Annotated in this window: 15 protein-coding genes; 11 read left to right on the forward strand and 4 right to left on the reverse strand. The window is 68.1% G+C overall.

The genetic code is table 11. The features are described 5' to 3' along the window. Positions 1 to 13: 13 nt before the first annotated feature. Genes OG203_RS30830 through OG203_RS30840 form a run of 3 tightly spaced genes read right to left on the reverse strand, consistent with a single transcriptional unit; the run spans position 14 to position 3,547 of the window. On the reverse strand, positions 14 to 1,372 hold the full coding sequence (locus OG203_RS30830) for an alanine racemase (RefSeq protein ID WP_405160738.1): 1,359 nt from the start codon (positions 1,370 to 1,372) through the stop codon (positions 14 to 16). Continuing rightward, a complete protein-coding gene (locus OG203_RS30835) occupies positions 1,363 to 2,373 on the reverse strand; it encodes an ornithine cyclodeaminase family protein (protein ID WP_405160739.1) in 1,011 nt (336 codons plus the stop codon). Before OG203_RS30835 ends, OG203_RS30830 begins: the two co-directional genes overlap by 10 nt. After that, positions 2,345 to 3,547, reverse strand: coding sequence for a TauD/TfdA family dioxygenase (locus tag OG203_RS30840; protein WP_405160740.1), 1,203 nt, complete (start codon positions 3,545 to 3,547; stop codon positions 2,345 to 2,347). Before OG203_RS30840 ends, OG203_RS30835 begins: the two co-directional genes overlap by 29 nt. 264 nt (positions 3,548 to 3,811) lie before the next feature. Between OG203_RS30840 and OG203_RS30845 the strand changes: the two genes are divergently transcribed. The 9 genes from OG203_RS30845 (at position 3,812) to OG203_RS30885 (ending at position 13,733) form a co-directional block, all read left to right on the forward strand. Further along, positions 3,812 to 5,326 (forward strand): ABC transporter substrate-binding protein, encoded by a 1,515-nt coding sequence (locus OG203_RS30845; protein WP_405160741.1) that lies wholly within the window; start codon positions 3,812 to 3,814, stop codon positions 5,324 to 5,326. After that, positions 5,326 to 6,357 carry an ABC transporter permease gene (locus OG203_RS30850; protein ID WP_405160742.1) on the forward strand — a complete coding sequence of 344 codons (1,032 nt, stop codon included), beginning with the start codon at positions 5,326 to 5,328 and terminating at the stop codon, positions 6,355 to 6,357. Before OG203_RS30845 ends, OG203_RS30850 begins: the two co-directional genes overlap by 1 nt. After that, positions 6,354 to 7,202, forward strand: a complete 849-nt coding sequence (locus OG203_RS30855; RefSeq protein WP_405160743.1) for an ABC transporter permease subunit — start codon at positions 6,354 to 6,356, stop codon at positions 7,200 to 7,202. The genes OG203_RS30850 and OG203_RS30855 overlap by 4 nt, the downstream gene beginning before the upstream one ends. A 130-nt stretch (positions 7,203 to 7,332) precedes the next feature. Then, positions 7,333 to 9,171, forward strand: a complete 1,839-nt coding sequence (locus OG203_RS30860; RefSeq protein WP_405160744.1) for an ABC transporter ATP-binding protein — start codon at positions 7,333 to 7,335, stop codon at positions 9,169 to 9,171. 173 nt (positions 9,172 to 9,344) lie between these two features. After that, positions 9,345 to 10,082 (forward strand): lytic transglycosylase domain-containing protein, encoded by a 738-nt coding sequence (locus OG203_RS30865; protein WP_405160745.1) that lies wholly within the window; start codon positions 9,345 to 9,347, stop codon positions 10,080 to 10,082. Between the two features lie 112 nt (positions 10,083 to 10,194). Next, on the forward strand, positions 10,195 to 11,481 hold the full coding sequence (gene eno / locus OG203_RS30870; RefSeq protein ID WP_150402143.1) for a phosphopyruvate hydratase: 1,287 nt from the start codon (positions 10,195 to 10,197) through the stop codon (positions 11,479 to 11,481). Between the two features lie 91 nt (positions 11,482 to 11,572). Then, entirely contained in the window at positions 11,573 to 12,241 is a 669-nt protein-coding gene (locus tag OG203_RS30875; RefSeq protein WP_405160746.1) for a septum formation initiator family protein, read from the forward strand. Next, positions 12,238 to 12,789: a DUF501 domain-containing protein gene (locus tag OG203_RS30880; protein ID WP_405160747.1), complete on the forward strand. Its 552-nt coding sequence runs from the start codon at positions 12,238 to 12,240 to the stop codon at positions 12,787 to 12,789. The genes OG203_RS30875 and OG203_RS30880 overlap by 4 nt, the downstream gene beginning before the upstream one ends. After that, complete coding sequence (locus tag OG203_RS30885) at positions 12,786 to 13,733, forward strand: exopolyphosphatase (RefSeq protein ID WP_405160748.1); 948 nt, start codon at positions 12,786 to 12,788, stop codon at positions 13,731 to 13,733. The genes OG203_RS30880 and OG203_RS30885 overlap by 4 nt, the downstream gene beginning before the upstream one ends. 8 nt (positions 13,734 to 13,741) lie before the next feature. On the opposite strand, the gene OG203_RS30890 is transcribed toward OG203_RS30885, so the two are convergent. Continuing rightward, positions 13,742 to 14,197, reverse strand: coding sequence for an SRPBCC family protein (locus OG203_RS30890; RefSeq protein WP_405160749.1), 456 nt, complete (start codon positions 14,195 to 14,197; stop codon positions 13,742 to 13,744). 161 nt (positions 14,198 to 14,358) lie between these two features. Between OG203_RS30890 and OG203_RS30895 the strand changes: the two genes are divergently transcribed. Both OG203_RS30895 and OG203_RS30900 read left to right on the forward strand, forming a co-directional pair. Continuing rightward, positions 14,359 to 15,825, forward strand: coding sequence for a peptide MFS transporter (locus tag OG203_RS30895; protein ID WP_405160750.1), 1,467 nt, complete (start codon positions 14,359 to 14,361; stop codon positions 15,823 to 15,825). Between the two features lie 54 nt (positions 15,826 to 15,879). Further along, positions 15,880 to 17,379 (forward strand): amino acid permease, encoded by a 1,500-nt coding sequence (locus OG203_RS30900; protein ID WP_405160751.1) that lies wholly within the window; start codon positions 15,880 to 15,882, stop codon positions 17,377 to 17,379. The last annotated feature ends 32 nt before the right edge of the window (positions 17,380 to 17,411 follow it).

The following is a 17,411-nucleotide window of genomic DNA, read 5'->3' on the forward strand; positions in this document are numbered from 1 at the left end:
ATGTGGGTGGATGTCAGCTGTCGAGCGTCCAGCGGAACCGATCGCCCGCTGCGTCGTGCAGCACCACTTTCGGCGGTATCGGCAGGTCATGGAAGGCGGATTCGTTCGAATCCATTTGGTAGCCAGCGGTATTCGGGTAGATCAGCAGGTCGCCGACGGCCGCGGCACGCGGCAGCGGGATCCGCCGCCAGCTGAGCATGTCGGAATCGAGGCAGGTGGCGGCGCCGACACAGGTCGGTGTCGGGGTGCCCGGTCGCGCAGGCCACAGCAGTGGGTCGGGCAGGTATTCGCTGTCGAACCACTGCTCGGACAGGCTCAAACTCGTTCCGTCGACGGTGAGCAGGCAGTACGGTACGTCGTCCGCATGCCGGATCTTGCTGCCCTGTACTCGGAAGACGGTGAATCCGGCGTGTGCGAGCAGCGCGCGGCCCGGCTCGATCGCCAGCCGGATGGTGTTGTCGCGCAGGCGTTGTGCCAGCCCGTCGTGCTCGAGGATCGCGGCGAGCATGGCCGGGCCTGGCGCGGGGAAATGGTAGGGGTAATAGGACTCGAACGACTTGCCCGAGTGGAACCACTGCCGGTCGACCTGTTCGGTGAACTCGGCCCACGCGGTGGCGGGCACGTAGTCGACGCCGAATCCGCCGCCGATCGACAGCGTCGTTGCGGGATGGCCAAGCGTCCGCGCGTGCAGGCAGCGGGCGATCAACGCACCTGCCAGTGTGGCGCGCGCGACGGCGTCGTAGCCGGAGAGGTGAAAGCTGAAGCCCTCCAAGCGGATTGATCCGCAGCCTTCGAGTGCGGTCAACGCGCTGTTGATCTCGGCATCGGTCATGCCGAAGCGGCTCGCCGACGCGGCGGGCAGGACCCGGAGCATTACTCGGGCCGGTGCGGCCGAGGTGCCGAGTGTGGCAAGACGTTCGAGCTCGCCGAGGTCGTCGACGGCGAGCAACGCTCCGTGCCTGGTGGCCAGCCAGAGCAGATCGTCGGACTTCGCGGGCCCGGTCACCATCAGCTCGGCACCGCGAACGCCCTGTGTCAGTGCGGCCGTCAGCTCGCCGACACTGGAAACATCCACGCCCGCACCGTGTTCCGCGCAGGCGCGCGCGGCGGCGGCGGACTTGTTCGCCTTCTTGCCGTAGTAGACGACGCCATCGACTCTCGCCTGCTCGAACGCCGCGCGGAACCCACCGATATTGCGGCCGACCCGGGCCGGATACATGACGTGGAACGGTCCGCCCAGCGCAAAGCCGATGTCACCCAGTAGATTCGGGTCGTCGAGCGCGCGACGCTCCCAGTCGTCCAGGTGCGCCGGGATCGGGGCGGCGCTGCGGGAGCCGCGCGTCACCCCGACCCCGCCGACGTCTAATCCCACAGGGGCACCTCCGTGCCACGTCCCTCGGCGATGGCCCGCTCGGCGAGTGCGTGCGCCACGGCGATATCGGTCAGCACCAGCCCGCTGTTGTAGACGAAGATGCGTTCGTCGTCCGAACGACGCGCGACCGCGCGACGGCTCAGGATCTGCGGCAACTCGGCGTCCACCGCGCGCAGCGTGCCGTCGGGCCCGACCATGTCGGTGCCGGTCAACGCCATTTGCTCAGCGCTGGTGGCGATTACCCGGTCGGCGTCGATCAGGGTGGACGGTGCGAGGCCGTAGCCGACGAGAACCACCGTCGAACCCGGTGCGAGATCACCGGATTCGAGTGCCACCTCGGTGCCGGGACCTGCGGTGGCGAGCACCACGTCGGCGGTGGCCGCGGCGGCATGCGGGTCCTCGACCGTTTCGAGCAGCGCGTGCGGGTAGTACTCGGCGAGCTGCCGGTGCACCGCGTCCAGCCCCTCGGGGTGGGTGCCGTACAGCATCAGCTTGCGCAGCTGCGGATTCGCGGCAAGCAAGTGCGGCAACGCGTTTCGGCCCTGGGTTCCGGTGCCGATCAACAGCACGCTCTCCGCGCCGCGGCGGATGGTCTCGCGGACGAGCAGCGCCGACACCGCCGGGGTGCGCAGCGCGCCGACCCTGGAACAGTCCATCATCGCGATCGGCGCGCCGGTGCTGTCGTCGTAGAGCGTGATGGTCGTGTAGTAACGCTTGGTGCTGCGATCGTGGCCAGGGTCGAACTTGTAGGAGGTCTTCATCGCGACAACGCGGCGGCGACCGTCCCGGCCGAGCATCGCGTAGGAGACCGACCAGCCGTCTGGGTTCGCCACGCTGAGTTTGCGTGGGTTGTCCGAATCACCAGCGGCGAACGCGAGATACGCGTCTTCCACCGCGCGCACGACATCGCCGGGCGTAATAGGTACGCCCGCCAGGTCGCTGCGGCTGAGCACCCGTAAGGGGGTGCTCCGGTCACGGATGTTCAAAGGATCCTCGATCATGTGCTGCTTCCCGCTCTATCGCCACCGGGTGGTTCCCCCGGTGTCCGTCCGTACGGGCTGGATCGCAGCCTTCGGACGCGAACGCGGTATGCACTGCTGCTCGGAACGGGGCGACGATCCGTTGCCCGTACCCATTCTCGTCGGCCTCTTCGGCCCGCCGTTGACGATCAGGCAGGCGGATGTTCACCCGCTTGAGCCACCGGTCGGTGCCGTCGTAGCGCGCGGTGAACGGTACTCGACCGTGCACCGCGACGTCATTGTCTACCAGTAACACCTCGCCGGGCGCGAGTGCGGCGGTGACACAGACGCGTTCCAGTTCCGCGGTGAGCCGGGCGTAGGCGGCGCGGAACTCGGCGTCGGCGTCGTCGAGCGGGGTGTAGGCCGGGTCGTAGCGCAGCGTCGCCTCGTCCGGTCCGGCCGAACTCCACAGCGTCGGCAGCGGCGCGGCCGAATACCGTTCGTGCCCAGTGCCGTACGAGACGTCGGGCAGGATCGGCAGGGTCGCCACGCTGAGCAGCCGCCGCTGGTCGGCGGTGAGGTGGACCCGCCGGACCGAGGACACCGTCGTGCCGACCAGGTCCGGGTTGCGCAGGCAGCCGAGCATCAACAGGTTGGCGCGCTCGGGGTGGAAGGCGTCCTCGGAGTGCGGGCTGAGCAGTGTCTTGCTGCTCGCGCCGGACTGCTCGTCCTCGTGGCCGGGGGAGGGCAGGATGTTGTTGACCAGGCGGCCGCCCTGCTGGCCCTGCCAGCCGAAAGGCTCACCGGCGGAACGCGCTAGTAGCAGCATGACCAGGTCGAGCTCGAACGAGTGCGCGCGCAGGGCGGCGGTGCCGCTCCATTCGGCGGCCTCGCGCCAGCTCGGCGGGGTCGGGCCGAATTCGTCGTCGGTGAGCGGGAGTCTGCTCACGATGGTCGCGCCCGCCGCGGTGGCGGGCGGGCGCATGGTGCGGCGGACGTCAGTGGGTAATTCGCCTACCCTGGCGTCGATCTGCGCGATTACGGCGGGATCGGTCAGCGTGCTTGCCGTTGCGGCGGGGTCCTGGAGCGTATGGTCCAGTGTGGTAGATATCTCTCGCGCGAGTTCACGCACCGCACGCCCGGCGGCGGCGGGGAGCTCACGGCGCTCGATATCCTGCGGGTGAAGCGTCTTACGTTCGGAGAGAACGCCTTTCACCGGGATATTCCCTTCTTCGCATCGTTCGAAAAAGCAGAAGTTGACGTCGATCTGCGAAGCTATCGCGTCTCGCTGCGTTAAGCAAGGCTTACCTAAGCGAGTCGGCTAAAAATAGCAGAAATGAATAAATGCGGTGAAGTGCCGCTCAACTCGCGGCGGCGTGGCGCGTAACCATTTAGGCTAGCCTGTCCTGATCGCTTCGACGGCTCGCGTTAGCGGATCGTCTACCGCGCGAAGGTGTTTGTCCAGGAAGAAGGCGGCGCAATGGGTTTGAATCGGCGGCAGCTTTTGCAGTCGGGTCTCGGTATCGGGGCGGTGCTCTTTGTCGCGGCCTGCTCGAAGGACACGGACTCCGCCGGCCCCGCACAGCGCGGCGGCACGCTGCGGGTCGGCGCGCTCGGCACCGCGGCACGGATCGAACGCGATCCACACGCCAATCTCAGTAATGACAGCGACTTCCTGATCACCTCGCTGGTGTACGACGCGCTCACCGTGCCCGGCGGTGACCCGAATGTCGCGCCGCGCTTGGCAACTCGGTGGGAGCCGGACACCGAACGCCGCCGCTGGACCTTCACCCTCGCCGACGGCGCGACCTTCCACGACGGCAGCCCGGTCACCTCGGACGACGTCGTGTGGTCGCTGCGCAGGCTGCGCACGGTCGGCGGTGCGTCGAAAATGCCTGTCGCTGTGGAAGACATCACGGCGGACGGGCCGAATCGGGTGGTGCTCACCGTGCCCGAGCCGAACACCCAGCTGCCGCTGCTGGTGCGGCTGATGACGTTCACCGTCAAGAAGGACACCACCGACTTCACCAAAGCCATTGGCACCGGCCCGTTTCGGCTCGAGTCCTATCAGGACGGCAATGCCAGGCTGGTCCGCAACGAGCACTGGCACGGCACGCCGCCGTTGCTGGACGCGATCGAGGTCACCCTCTTCGAGAGCGTGACCGCGCTCGGTAATGCCGTGCTCGGCGGGCAGATCGACCTCGCCTCCAATGTCGGCGCGATCGCGGGACGGACGGCGGAGGGGCATGGCGACCTGAAGGTGGTGCGGCGCGCCGACGACACCATGCTCGGCGTCGCGATGCGCGCCTCGGACGGGCCGTTCGCCGATGTCAGGGTGCGGACCGCCGTTCGGCTCGGCGTCGATCGCAGCGCCCTGGTGAACCAGGTGCATTCGGGGTACGGCAAGGTCGCCAACGACATTCTCGGTACCGCGGATCCGGTGTACGACAAGACGATCGCGCAGCGCGCCCGCGATATCGACGGCGCGAAGGCACTGCTGCGCGAGGCCAATTTCGATACCGGGCGCACCTATCCGCTGGTGACCAAGGCGGAGGCGCCCGGTGAGGTCGAATCGGCCAAGGTCATCGCGACCCAGCTGGCCGATATCGGCGTCCGCCTCGACGTGGTCACCCAGGAGTCGAACGCCTTCTACGACCAAACCTGGTTGAAGGCGCCGCTCTACACCGTCTCCTGGGGCACCAACGATTCCACGCTGTTCTACGCGAAGAACCTGATGTCCAGCGATTCCAACCGCAACGAAACCGGCTTCAAAGACGCGGCATTCGACGCCGCGACCGCGAAAGCGTTGGGGGCGCAGAGCGACTCGGACTACGTCCAAGCTTGCCGCGACGTGCAGCACATCGAATATGACCGCGGCGGCTACCTGGTCTGGGGCATGGCCGACGGCATCGACATCGCGTCGTCGCGCGTGCGGGATCTGCCAACACTCGGCGGTTTCGCCAGGGTGCAGTTGGAACGGGCCTGGTTGGCGTAATGGTGTCGTTCGCGCGCGTGCTCGTCCGGCGTGTCATTCTGCTGATCGCCTTGCTGGCAACGGTTTTCGTCGTTGTCGACCTGCTGCCGGGCAATACGGCGCGTGCGGTGCTCGGGCGGGACGCGACGCCCGAGCGGGTCGCGGCGAAGGAGCACGAACTCGGCCTGGATCGGCCACTGCCGCAACGCTTCTTGGATTGGATCTCCGGGGTGTTGACCGGCGATTTCGGTCGCACCGCGCGTGGGCGTTCGATCAATGAGCTGCTTGCCGACAAGTTTCCGCCGACACTGCTGCTTGGCGGGCTGGCGTTGGCGTTGACCGTGGTCGTGTCGCTGTTGCTTGGTATGTGGTGGGCCGCGCGACAGAGCGTTGCCCCGAGTTCGTCGGCCCTTGGCGATGTGGCCCGGTCGGGCCGCATCGCGCCGGGGCAGACCAAGGCAGTGCTCGGCCAGAGCGCCACGGTAATCCGGCATGGTGCGCTGCGGTTGCTACAACCCGCGACGACCATGGCCGCGGCGGTACCGGAGTTCGTCGTCGCGACCCTGCTGATCCTGGTGTTCGCGCTCGCCGCCGGGTGGCTGCCCGCCGTCACCATTACCGCTCGCTCGGGTTTTCCGGCGAGCCCCGACATGTTGGTGCTGCCCGTGCTCGCGCTGGCCATCCCGCAGATCGGCTGGAATACCAGGGTAGTGCGCGCGGCGATGGTGGACGCGGCACAGGCGCCGCACGTGGAAAGCGCCGTGCTGGATGGTATTTCGACGCGCACCGTGTTGCTGCGGCACGTTTTGCCGTTCGCGCTGCCGACGATCGTGGCCAGCTTCGCGACCACCGTCGGGATGGTGCTCGGTGGATCGCTGGTGGTGGAGACCATCTTCAACTACCCGGGCCTCGGTGCCGTGCTCGCCGGGTCGGTGGCCGATCGGGACGTGTCGGTGGTCGCCTCGGTGGTCGCGCTGTCCGGCGCGGTCATCATGTGCGTGCTCGCCGTCGCCGACGGAATCCGGGCCTGGTCATTGCGGGGGCGTGGATGAGACGAGTACTGCGCGATCAAGACCAGGCGACCGAGGTGCGGATCAATCGCCTTCGCGTGCAACGCCTTCGGCTACTGACGGTGCTGCCCGCCGTGGTGGTGACCCTGCTCGCCGCGCTCGGGCCCGCGCTGGCACCGCACGCGGCCGAGACTCCGGTCGGCATCCCGTTCGGTCAGGCCGGTGCCGATGCCTGGTTCGGTACCGACCGGCTCGGCCGTGACGTGCTGAGTCAATTGCTGTACGGCGGTTGGGGTTTGCTCTTGCTGGCCGCCGTGATCGCGGTGGCTGTGACGGCACTGTCGTGCGTGCTCGGCACGATCGCGGCCCTGCGGCCGCGGGTCGGCATGCTGATCGAGCGCGCCACCGACTTCGTCATGCTGTTGCCCGCTGTCCTCGGCATCCTGCTCGTCCTGACCTCATGGCCCGACGCGGGCGCCTACGGCCTGCTCGTCGTCGCCCTGTTGTTCGGCACCCCATACTGCGCCCGGGTTTTCGCCGCCGCGGCCGCGGGTGTCGCCGCCTCCGGCTATGTCGAAGTCGCCCAGGCCAGCGGTGAGACCTTGCCGCACTTGGTGTTCCGCGAAGTGATCCCGAACCTGCGCGAAGTGATCACCGCTCAGCTCGGCCTGCGTTTTGTCGCCGCCGTCTATCTGGTCAGCACCGCGTCGTTCCTGCAGTTGCCGACCACCCTCGGCGCGAGCAACTGGGCGGTCATGGTGCGCGAGAACGCCTCCGGCATGCTGCTCAACCCCTGGGCCGTGCTCGCGCCGAGCCTCGCGATCGCGGTCGTCGCGGTCAGCGTGAACCTGGCCGTCACGGCATTTGGGCGAGGGGAGCGAGGATGAGCGGGCGAGCGCCCTGCGCTGCCGCCCCTGCGGTCGGAACCTGCGCACTGCTGGGGTGGGGCGTGAGCGAGCAGACGGTGTCCAGGCTCGGTGCACGTCCGACGATGGCTGGTCGGCGAGGGGAGTTGTGGTGAGCGACCCTGCTTTGGATATCGGCGCATGGACGGGTGGCGATGCCCCGCGCGCGGCGGCGAGCCCGTCGTCCGTTGGTGATGCCCCGCCGAGCAGCGCGGACAGCCGAGCGCCGGGGTTCGGTAATAGCGCCGCGGGCCATGCGGCAAGCGCGCGGGTGGTGGTCGATGAACTGTCGGTGCACGGCCAGACGGGGCAAGAGTTGTTCGGGCCCAACAGTTTCCAGATCGCCGCGGGCCAGATCACCGTGCTCACCGGGCCCTCCGGATCGGGCAAGACAACCCTGATGCGCGCACTGCTCGGACAGCTGCCGCCCGGCGCTGCCCGCACCGGCTCGGTGTCGGTGGCGGACCACGATGTGTTCGCGCTGGATTCTGTTGCTCTGCAGCGGTTCCGCCGCACACATGTCGCTTACGTCGGGCAAGATCCCGGCTCGGCCCTCAATCCGCTGATGCGAGTACACGGACTGCTGCACGAGGTCGCCGGGCACGCCTCCCGTGACACCGTGGTCGAGACCCTCGAACTGGTCGGCCTCTCGGCCGAACACCTGCGCCGCCGATCCGGCGAACTCTCCGGCGGCCAGCAGCGCCGAGTCGCCCTGGCCCGCGCCCTGATCCGGCAGACCGGCGTGCTGATCCTCGACGAACCCCTCGCCGGTCTGCACGGCGCCCTGCGCACCGACATCGCCCGCCTGCTGACCGAGATCGCCGCCGAACGCGCCACCGCCATCCTGCTGTCCTGCCACGACACCGCCACCGTGCATGCGATCGCCGACAACGTGATCGAACTCGGAGCTGGGCGCTCGACGGCGTACTTCGGCGCCGGTGGCGACAAGCGTCCGCCTACTTCCGGGGCGATCGAGCAGGCCACGCCGACGATCGATCACACGACGGAATGCGATCCACCGGTGAGCATTCCGAGACCAGCCAGCGCTGCCGACTGCGGCGCAATCAGCGGAGGGCCGCGGTCGGCGCATGCCGACACGGGGGCCGATCCCTCCGCGGAGGGCTTATCAGTCGGGGATGACGCGTCGGCGTCGAGCACGATCACAAAAGTCGGCACGCCGCGCAGTCCGAAGCTCGACTCGGCGGTGCGGGTTCCTAGCTCGCTCCTGCGCGCCAACGGAATCGGTGCATCGATCGATGACCGCGAAGTCTTGGCCGGGATCGACCTAGAGCTGGCAGCGGCCGGTGTACTGGCCGTGGTCGGTGTGTCCGGTGCGGGTAAGACGACCCTCGCCAGGGTGATCGCGGGTCTGCATCGCTCAGCGACGGGGTCGCTCGAGCTGCGCGGCGCGTCGATACCGGTTGCCGGTCGTCGGCGAACTGCCAATGGCGGCAATGGTATTCAGCTCGTGACCCAGAATCCACGCTCCGCGCTCAACCCGCGGCGGACCGTCGCGCAGACCCTCGGTCGTCCGCTGCGCCGTATCGGTGGTGTGCCGAGACGCGAACTGGCACAACGGGTCAGCGAACTGCTGGCGTCCGTGGAGCTGGCTCCCGAACTGGCCGGCCGTTACCCGCACGAGTTGTCCGGCGGTCAACGGCAGCGAGTCGCCCTTGCCCGCGCACTCGCCGCGGCACCAGCGGTCCTCATCTGCGACGAGATCACCTCCGCGCTCGACAACGTGACCGCCGCCTCGATCATGGCCCTGCTCGACCGCATTCGCGCCGAGCGCGACATGGGTCTCCTGGTGATCAGCCATGACATGGGCCTCGTCGCCGCGCACTGCCCGCACCTGGTCGTCCTCGACCACGGCCGCATCGTCGAATCCGGCGACACCAGCGCCATCCTCGCGGCCCCGGCCCACGCCGCCACCCACGCCCTCCTCGGCTGAACCGTCCAGCGGCCGCCCGGCGAGACATCGCTCGCGGTTCACCGCACTGAGGTCCCGTTCGACCGGATTCGCCTGAGGATCCGGCGACCGGCCGCGCCCGATGGCCCGGCGACCGGACTCGCCCGACGACCCGGCCTACCAGCAAGTTCGCCGCAGTATTTCGCCGGACCTGGATGATAGGTGGAGTGCTCCTCAAGAAGACCGGCGCTTTGGCCGCCGTCATGGTGACCCTCGCGCTGGCCGGGTGTGGGATCGATCGCAATCTCCCGCCGATTCCCGCGGGCATCCCGCCGGGCCCAGGCACCCCGCTGCCGCTGTTCGACCTGGACGGTCCCGGTCGCACGGCGGTGCAGTTGCGCGCATGGGCCGAGGATCAGGCCGACCGGATGGCCATTCCGGTGGTCGCGTTGGAGGCGTACGGCTACGCGGCGGCGGTGATGGCCAGGTCCAAGCCGGACTGCGGCATCGCATGGACGACCATCGCCGGCATCGCCAGCGTGGAGAGCAAGCACGGCACCCATGGCAGCTCGCGGATCGACGAGGACGGCACGGTGCGCCCGCCGATCATCGGCATCCCCCTCGACGGTGCGCCGGGCGTCGCGCTCGTCAAGGACACCGACGGCGGTGCGCTGGACGGTGACCCGGAGTTCGATCGCGCGCTCGGCCCGCTGCAGTTCATCCCGGAAACCTGGAAACGCTGGGGCGTCGACGCGAATGGCGACGGCGTGGCCGACCCGCAGAGCATCGACGACGCGGCCCTCACCGCGGCTCGCTACCTGTGCGCAAGCGGCGGCGACCTGACCTCCGAGCCGGGCTGGCAAAAGGCGCTGCTCACCTATAACCAGTCCAACAGCTACCTGCTGACCGTGCGTGACCGCGCCGCCGCCTACAGCGTCGGCCGCCGGGTATGACCTCGTCCACCGGAGTGCCGGTTACCCGCCCAGCTCAGCGGACGCTAGGCTCGCAGCGCACGGCAATTCCCGTAATACCCACCGTGCCTGCAGACTAAGGAGTGTCGTTTTCGTGGCCATCATCGAACAGGTCGGAGCTCGCGAGATCCTGGATTCTCGCGGAAACCCCACTGTCGAGGTCGAGATCGCCCTCGACGACGGCACCCTGACCCGGGCCGCTGTGCCCTCCGGCGCATCCACCGGCGAGCACGAGGCCGTCGAGCTGCGTGACGGCGGCGAACGCTACGGCGGCAAGGGCGTACAGAAGGCGGTCGAGGGTGTGCTCGACGAGATCGCGCCCGCCGTCATCGGCCTGGACGCGGTCGAACAGCGCACCGTCGACCAGGTGCTGCTCGACCTGGACGGCACCCCGGACAAGTCCCGCCTCGGTGCGAACGCCCTGCTCGGTGTCTCGCTCGCGGTGGCTCGCGCCGCCGCCGAGTCCTCCGGCCTGGAGCTGTTCCGCTACCTCGGTGGCCCGAACGCGCACGTGCTTCCGGTGCCGATGATGAACATCCTCAACGGTGGCGCGCACGCCGACACCAGCGTGGATGTGCAGGAATTCATGGTCGCCCCGATCGGCGCGCCCACCTTCAAGGAGGCGCTGCGCTGGGGTGCCGAGGTGTACCACGCGCTGAAGGCGGAGCTGAAGTCGAAGGGCCTGTCCACCGGTCTCGGCGACGAGGGCGGCTTCGCCCCCGACGTGGCAGGCACCCGTGAGGCGCTCGACCTGATCAGCGTCGCCATCGGCAAGACCGGCCTGAAGCTCGGCAGCGATGTCGCGCTCGCGCTCGATGTCGCGGCCACCGAGTTCTACACCACCGGTAGCGGCTACAAGTTCGAGGGCAGTGTCCGCAGCGCCGCCGAGATGACCCAGTTCTACGCCGAGCTGCTCGCCTCCTACCCGCTGGTCTCCATCGAGGACCCGCTGTCGGAGGACGACTGGGACGGCTGGGTCTCGCTCACCGACGAGATCGGCGAGAAGATCCAGATCGTCGGCGACGACCTGTTCGTCACCAACCCGGAGCGCCTCGAAGAGGGCATCGCCAAGGGCGCGGCGAACGCGCTGCTGGTGAAGGTCAACCAGATCGGCACGCTCACCGAGACTTTGGACGCCGTCGAGCTCGCGCACCGCAACGGCTACAAGACGATGATGAGCCACCGGTCCGGCGAGACCGAGGACACCACCATCGCCGATCTCGCGGTCGCGGTCGGCAGCGGCCAGATCAAGACCGGCGCACCGGCGCGCAGCGAGCGGGTTGCCAAGTACAACCAGCTGCTTCGCATCGAGGACGCGCTCGGTGACTCCGCGCGGTACGCGGGCGACGTCGCGTTCCCGCGCTTCGCATTCGAGGGTTAGTAAACCGCGGTGCGAGCGACGGGCCAGGAGGCGGTAGCCTGCGTAGCCACGAAGGGCCCCGGGAGCACCGCAGATTGAGCAGAGGATCGCTATGACGGAGCGACGTGCGCGTGGAACCAGTCCGGCCGGGCGTGGGGACCGCCGCACGTCGCGTTCGGCGAGCTCGCGGCCGAAGGCCGGATCCGACACGGAGACGGCCGCACGGCCCGCCGCGGTAAAACGCACCGCGCGTAGGCGATCCGACGACAAGAAGGCCGAGCCGCGGCAGGTCGGCCTTCGCACCGCCGAGCACGGCCAGGACAAGCACGACCGCACGATTCTTGGCCTGTCCACCGGCAAGGCGGTGATCCTCGCCATCGTGGTGTGCGCGCTCGCGCTCACCCTTGCCGTGCCGATGCGCACGTACTTCACCCAGCGGGCCGAGGCCGCGCAGCTGGCCCAGGAGCGCAAAGATCTCGAGGCCGATCTCGCGCGGCTGCGCGATCGCCGTGCGCAGCAACAGGATCCGGCCTACATCCGCTCCGAGGCACGCGACCGGCTCCGGCTGGTGCTGCCCGGCGAGACCCCCTACATCGTGCAGGTGCCTGGCAACGAGCCCGCCGCCGCGCCGACCGCCGTGATCAAGTCCAGGGCGCCGGACCCCTGGTACACCGAGCTGTGGCACAGCATTTCCGAACCACAACCCGCCCAAGCGGCCGACAAGGCGCCACCACCCGCCCCGCCTGTCGCGCCGCCGCCAGGACCGGAAGGACCACGGTGAGCGCACCGAACGACCAGGATCTCGCGATCATCGCCACGCAGCTCGGCCGCGAACCGCGCGGCGTGCTCGCCGTCGCCTATCGCACCCCGGACGGGGTCCCGGCCGTCGTGAAAACCGCGCCGCGCCTGCCCGACGGCACGCCGTTCCCCACCCTGTACTACCTGACCGACCCGAGGCTCACCGCCGAGGCGAGCAGGCAGGAATCCGCGGGTGTGATGCGCGAGATGACCGAACGGCTCGGCAGCGACCGGGAATTGGCCGCCGCCTACCTGGCCGCGCACGAGAGCTACCTGGCCGAGCGCAACGAGATCGAGTCGCTCGGCACCGATTTCACCGGCGGCGGGATGCCCGAGCGGGTCAAGTGCCTGCACGTGCTGATCGCGCACGCGCTGGCCAAGGGGCCGGGGGTGAATCCGTTCGGTGACGAGGCGGTGGCACTCGCCGCCGACAATGGCTTGCGCGGCACCGCGATTCCGGCCGACTGGCCGACATACGAGCGGGCCGGGGTCAACGAGACCGGCGTCCAGGAAAGCGGAGCACAGGCATGACCGACCGGGTAGCTGCCGTCGATTGCGGGACCAACTCCATCCGACTACTGATCGCCGATGTGCGCGCGGACGGCACGCTCGCCGACGTGCACCGCGAGATGCGGATCGTGCGCCTCGGCCAGGGCGTCGACGCGACCGGTTCGCTTGCGCCGGAAGCGATCGAACGCACCAGGGTCGCGCTGGCCGACTATGTGGCACTGATGCGCGAGACGGGCGTACGCCGGGTGCGCATGACGGCAACCTCCGCCACCAGGGACGCATCGAACCGGGAAGACTTCTTCGCCATGGCCCGCGCCGAACTCGGCACCGTGGTGCCCGGCGCCGAGGCCGAGGTGATCACCGGTGACGAGGAGGCGCGGCTGTCGTTCGCCGGTGCCATCGGCGAATTGTCCAGTCAGGCAGGGCCTTTCGTCGTGGTCGACCTCGGTGGCGGTTCGACCGAGCTGGTCTTCGGCGACAGCGCGGGCGTGCGGGCCGCGTTCTCCGCCGATATCGGTTGTGTCCGGATCACCGAGCGCTGCCTGCCCGGCGACCCGCCGACCGGCGAACAGGTCGGCGCGGCAAGGGAATTCGCCGCCGAACGACTATCCGAGGCCTTTGCCAGGGTGCCCGTCGAAGGCGCGCACACCTGGGTCGGCGTCGCCGGCACCATGACCACCCTGGCTGCCGTCGCCCTCGATCTTCCCGAATACGACTCGGAGAAGGTTCATCTCACCCGCCTGACGCTGGAACAGCTTCGCGCAGTGTGTGATCGGCTGATCGGCATGACCCACGACGAGCGCGCCGCCCTCGGTCCCATGCATCCAGGCCGCGTCGACGTGATCGGCGGCGGTGCCGTTATCGCCGAGGTCCTCGCCGACGAATTATCCCGTCGCGCGGGCATTTCCGAGATCGTCGTGTCCGAACACGACATCCTCGATGGCATCGCGCTCTCCATCGCCTGACGGTTCCCCTACTCGGACTTGCGATTGCGCGCTCTGCCGGCGACCAGATCGGCCAGTCTGGACAGTGATTCCTTGTTGCGCGGTGCGAGCACCTGCGTCTGAATCAGGTCGGGTACCAATACCGCCGGGCCGCTGATCGCGCGCTCGTACATGCTGATCCGGGTGCGGTCCGGCGTGATCTCGGTCAGCTCCAACCGGATCCATGCCGAGCCCACCGGCCACAGTCGCGCCTCCAGCTCGAGCATCCGCGGCGGGTCAACCGCGCGGACCTTCGTGGTGTCGGACAGGTTCAGCGGCCAGGGGCCGAGGCTGTGATGGATGCGGGTGCCGACGGCGGGCCAGCCGGGGTCGACATCGCGGATGTGCGAGGCGCCGACCACCCAGAGCGGGTACAACCAGCCGTCGGCAAGCACCCCGAACGTGTCCTCGGCCGAGGCGGGCACCGTGATTTCTACCGGTTCCATCCGTGCGTCACTTTCGTCGTCTGTCGCGGCCAAGTGAGGGCCTGAAGAAACGCTCCGATATGCAGTCTGGCACGATCCGCATCCGGGCGCGATGCTGCGATGATCTTCGAGATTCCGGCGTTGATGCCGAAGAATCGTCGCAAACATGGGAAGGTCTGAGGATGTCGGAAGTAAAAACGGCTGATTCACCGATAGCCGATCGGACTATCTTCGGCCACCCGATCGGCCTGACGAACCTCTTCGGAGTAGAGCTCTGGGAACGGTTCTCCTATTACGGAATGGTCAGCATCCTCGGGTATTACCTGTACTACTCGGCGACCGACGGCGGCCTCGGACTCGACGAGAAAACCGCTTTCGGCATCGTCGGCGCCTACGGCGGTCTGGTCTACCTGTCCACGGTGCTCGGCGGCTGGATCGCCGACCGGCTGCTCGGCATGGAGCGGACCGTGTTCTACGGCGGGGTCGTTGTGGTGGCCGGGCATATCGCGCTTGCCGTGCTGCCCGGCCTGACCGGTGTCGGCGTCGGCCTGGTGCTGGTCGCGCTCGGCAGCGGCGCGCTCAAGGCGAACGCGTCCTCGTTGCTCGGCACGCTGTACCCGAAGGGCGACGCCCGCGCCGACGGTGGGTTCACGCTGTTCTACCTCGGCATCAACCTCGGCGCGTTCAGCGGTCCGTTGCTCACCGGTCTGCTGCACGACCACCTCGGCTTCCACTACGCGTTCGGCGCCGCCGCGATCGGCATGGCACTCGGCCTCATCCAGTACGTCGTGTTCCGGCGCAATCTCGGCACACACGGCCGCGAGGTGCCGAACCCGTTGCCGCGCAGCGCGATCCGCCCGACGCTCGCACTGCTTGCCGGTGCCGCGGTCCTGGTCGCCATTGTCTTCTCGACCGGCCTCGTGACGCTGGACAACCTGCCGGACGCGACCACCGGCGTCATCGCCGCCGCGGCGATCATCTACTTCGTCGTCATGCTGACCAGCGCCAGCGTGACGCAGGTCGAGCGAAGCCGGGTGCGCGCGTTCATCCCGCTGTTCATCGCCAACGCGGTGTTCTGGTCGCTGTTCCAGCAGATCTTCACGGTGCTCACCGGCTATTCCGACAAGCGGATCAACTGGAGCATCTTCGGCTGGACCGCACCGTCGAACTGGATCAGTTCGGTCGAGCCGGTCTGGGTCATCGCGTTGTCGCCGCTGTTCGCCCTGTTGTGGACCAAGATCGGCTCGCGAGCGCCGAGCACGCCACGCAAATTCGCGCTTGGCGTTGTCGGCATGGGACTCGCGTTCATCCTGTTCGTGCCGCTGTCCTTCATCACCGGGCACCGTGTGCCGATCTTGCTCATCGTCGTCGTCATGGCCGGGTTCGCGGTGTCGGAGTTGCTGCTCTCACCGATCGGTCTTGCGGTCACCACCCAGCTCGCACCGGAAGCTTTCCGGGCTCAGATGATGGCGCTGTACTTTTTCTCGGTTGGCATCGGCACGTCGATGTCGGGTACTTTGGCCCGGTTCTATGACCAAGACCACGAATTCGCCTACTTCGGCATCACCGGCGCCGTCGCGGTCTGTGCCGGATTGGTCGTGGCCGCCATCGCGCCGCGGATCAGCGAGCACATGGCGGGCGTGCATTAATCTGCCCCCGGGCATAGACAGCTCGACAGCATGACCAGAGGTAGAGGAGAAGGTGTGGCGATCCGCAAGCCGGACGACGCGACGGGACAGGATCCGGCTCGATGGGGCGGGCTGTTCCGCACCAAATCCGTCGAGCAGTCGATCAAGGACACCGACGAGCCGGACTCGAAACTGCGCAAGGACCTGACCGCGTGGGACCTCACCGTCTTCGGCGTCGCGGTGGTGATCGGCGCCGGCATCTTCACCCTCACCGCGCGCACCGCGGGCAATGTGGCCGGGCCGTCGGTCTCGCTCGCGTTCGTCTTCGCCGCGATCGCCTGCGGGCTCACCGCGCTCTGCTACGCCGAGTTCGCGTCGACGGTCCCGGTGGCCGGCAGCGCGTACACGTTCTCCTACGCCACCTTCGGTGAACTCGTCGCGTGGATCATCGGCTGGGACCTGATCCTGGAATTCGCGCTGGCCACCTCGGTGGTGGCCAAGGGCTGGTCGCAGTACCTCGGCGAGGTGATGGGTTCGTCGCCGATCGTGCACATCGGCTCGGTGTCCTTCGACTGGGGCGCGGTGCTGTTGATCGCGGTCCTCGCTGTGCTGCTGGCCACCGGAACCAAGGTGTCCTCACGGGTGTCGGCGGTGGCGGTCGCGATCAAGCTGGCCGTGATCGCGCTGGTGCTGATCGTCGGCATCAGGTACTTCAAGTCGGAGAACCTGACCCCCTACATTCCGCCGTCGCAGCCAAGCGAATCGAGCGACGGGCTGCGCCAGTCGCTGTTCTCCTTCCTGACCGGCGCCGGGCATACCAGCTTCGGCTGGTACGGCCTGCTCGCCGCGGCCAGCCTGGTGTTCTTCGCGTTCATCGGCTTCGACGTCGTCGCGACCACCGCCGAGGAGACCAAGAACCCGCAGAAGGCGGTGCCGCGCGGCATCCTCGGCTCGCTGCTGATCGTCACGATCCTCTACGTCGCGGTGTCGCTTGTGCTCACCGGCATGGTGCCCTACACCGAGTTGTCCGGTGACAATGCCACCCTCGCAACGGCTTTCGCGATTCACGGCGACACCTGGGTGAAGAACATCATCTCGGTCGGCGCGCTCGCCGGGCTCACCACGGTGGTCATGGTGATGTTCCTCGGGCAGACCCGCGTGCTGTTCGCGATGTCGCGGGACGGGCTGATGCCGCGGAAACTGGCGCACACCAGCAAGTTCGGCACGCCGGTTCGGATCACCGCGATCGTCGGTGTCGTCTGTGCGGTGCTCGCCGGGTTCGTCGACTTCGGCACCCTGGAGGAAATGGTCAATATCGGCACGTTGTTCGCGTTCGTGCTGGTCGCGATCGGTGTGCTGATTCTGCGTCGCACCCGCCCTGACCTGCCGCGCGGGTTCCGCGTTCCGCTGGTGCCGGTGGTGCCGATTCTCGGTGTGCTCGCGTGCTTCTGGCTGATGCTGAACCTTTCCGTCGAGACCTGGCTCCGTTTTATCGTCTGGATGGTGCTCGGCTTCGTCATCTACTTCGCCTACAGCCGCCGCCATTCCGTCCTGCGCAACACTCCCGCGGAGTAGGTGCGTGTGCCACGCAAGCGTGTTCTCGACGC

This window comes from Nocardia sp. NBC_01499 (genome assembly GCF_045040275.1).
Lineage (GTDB): Bacteria > Actinomycetota > Actinomycetes > Mycobacteriales > Mycobacteriaceae > Nocardia.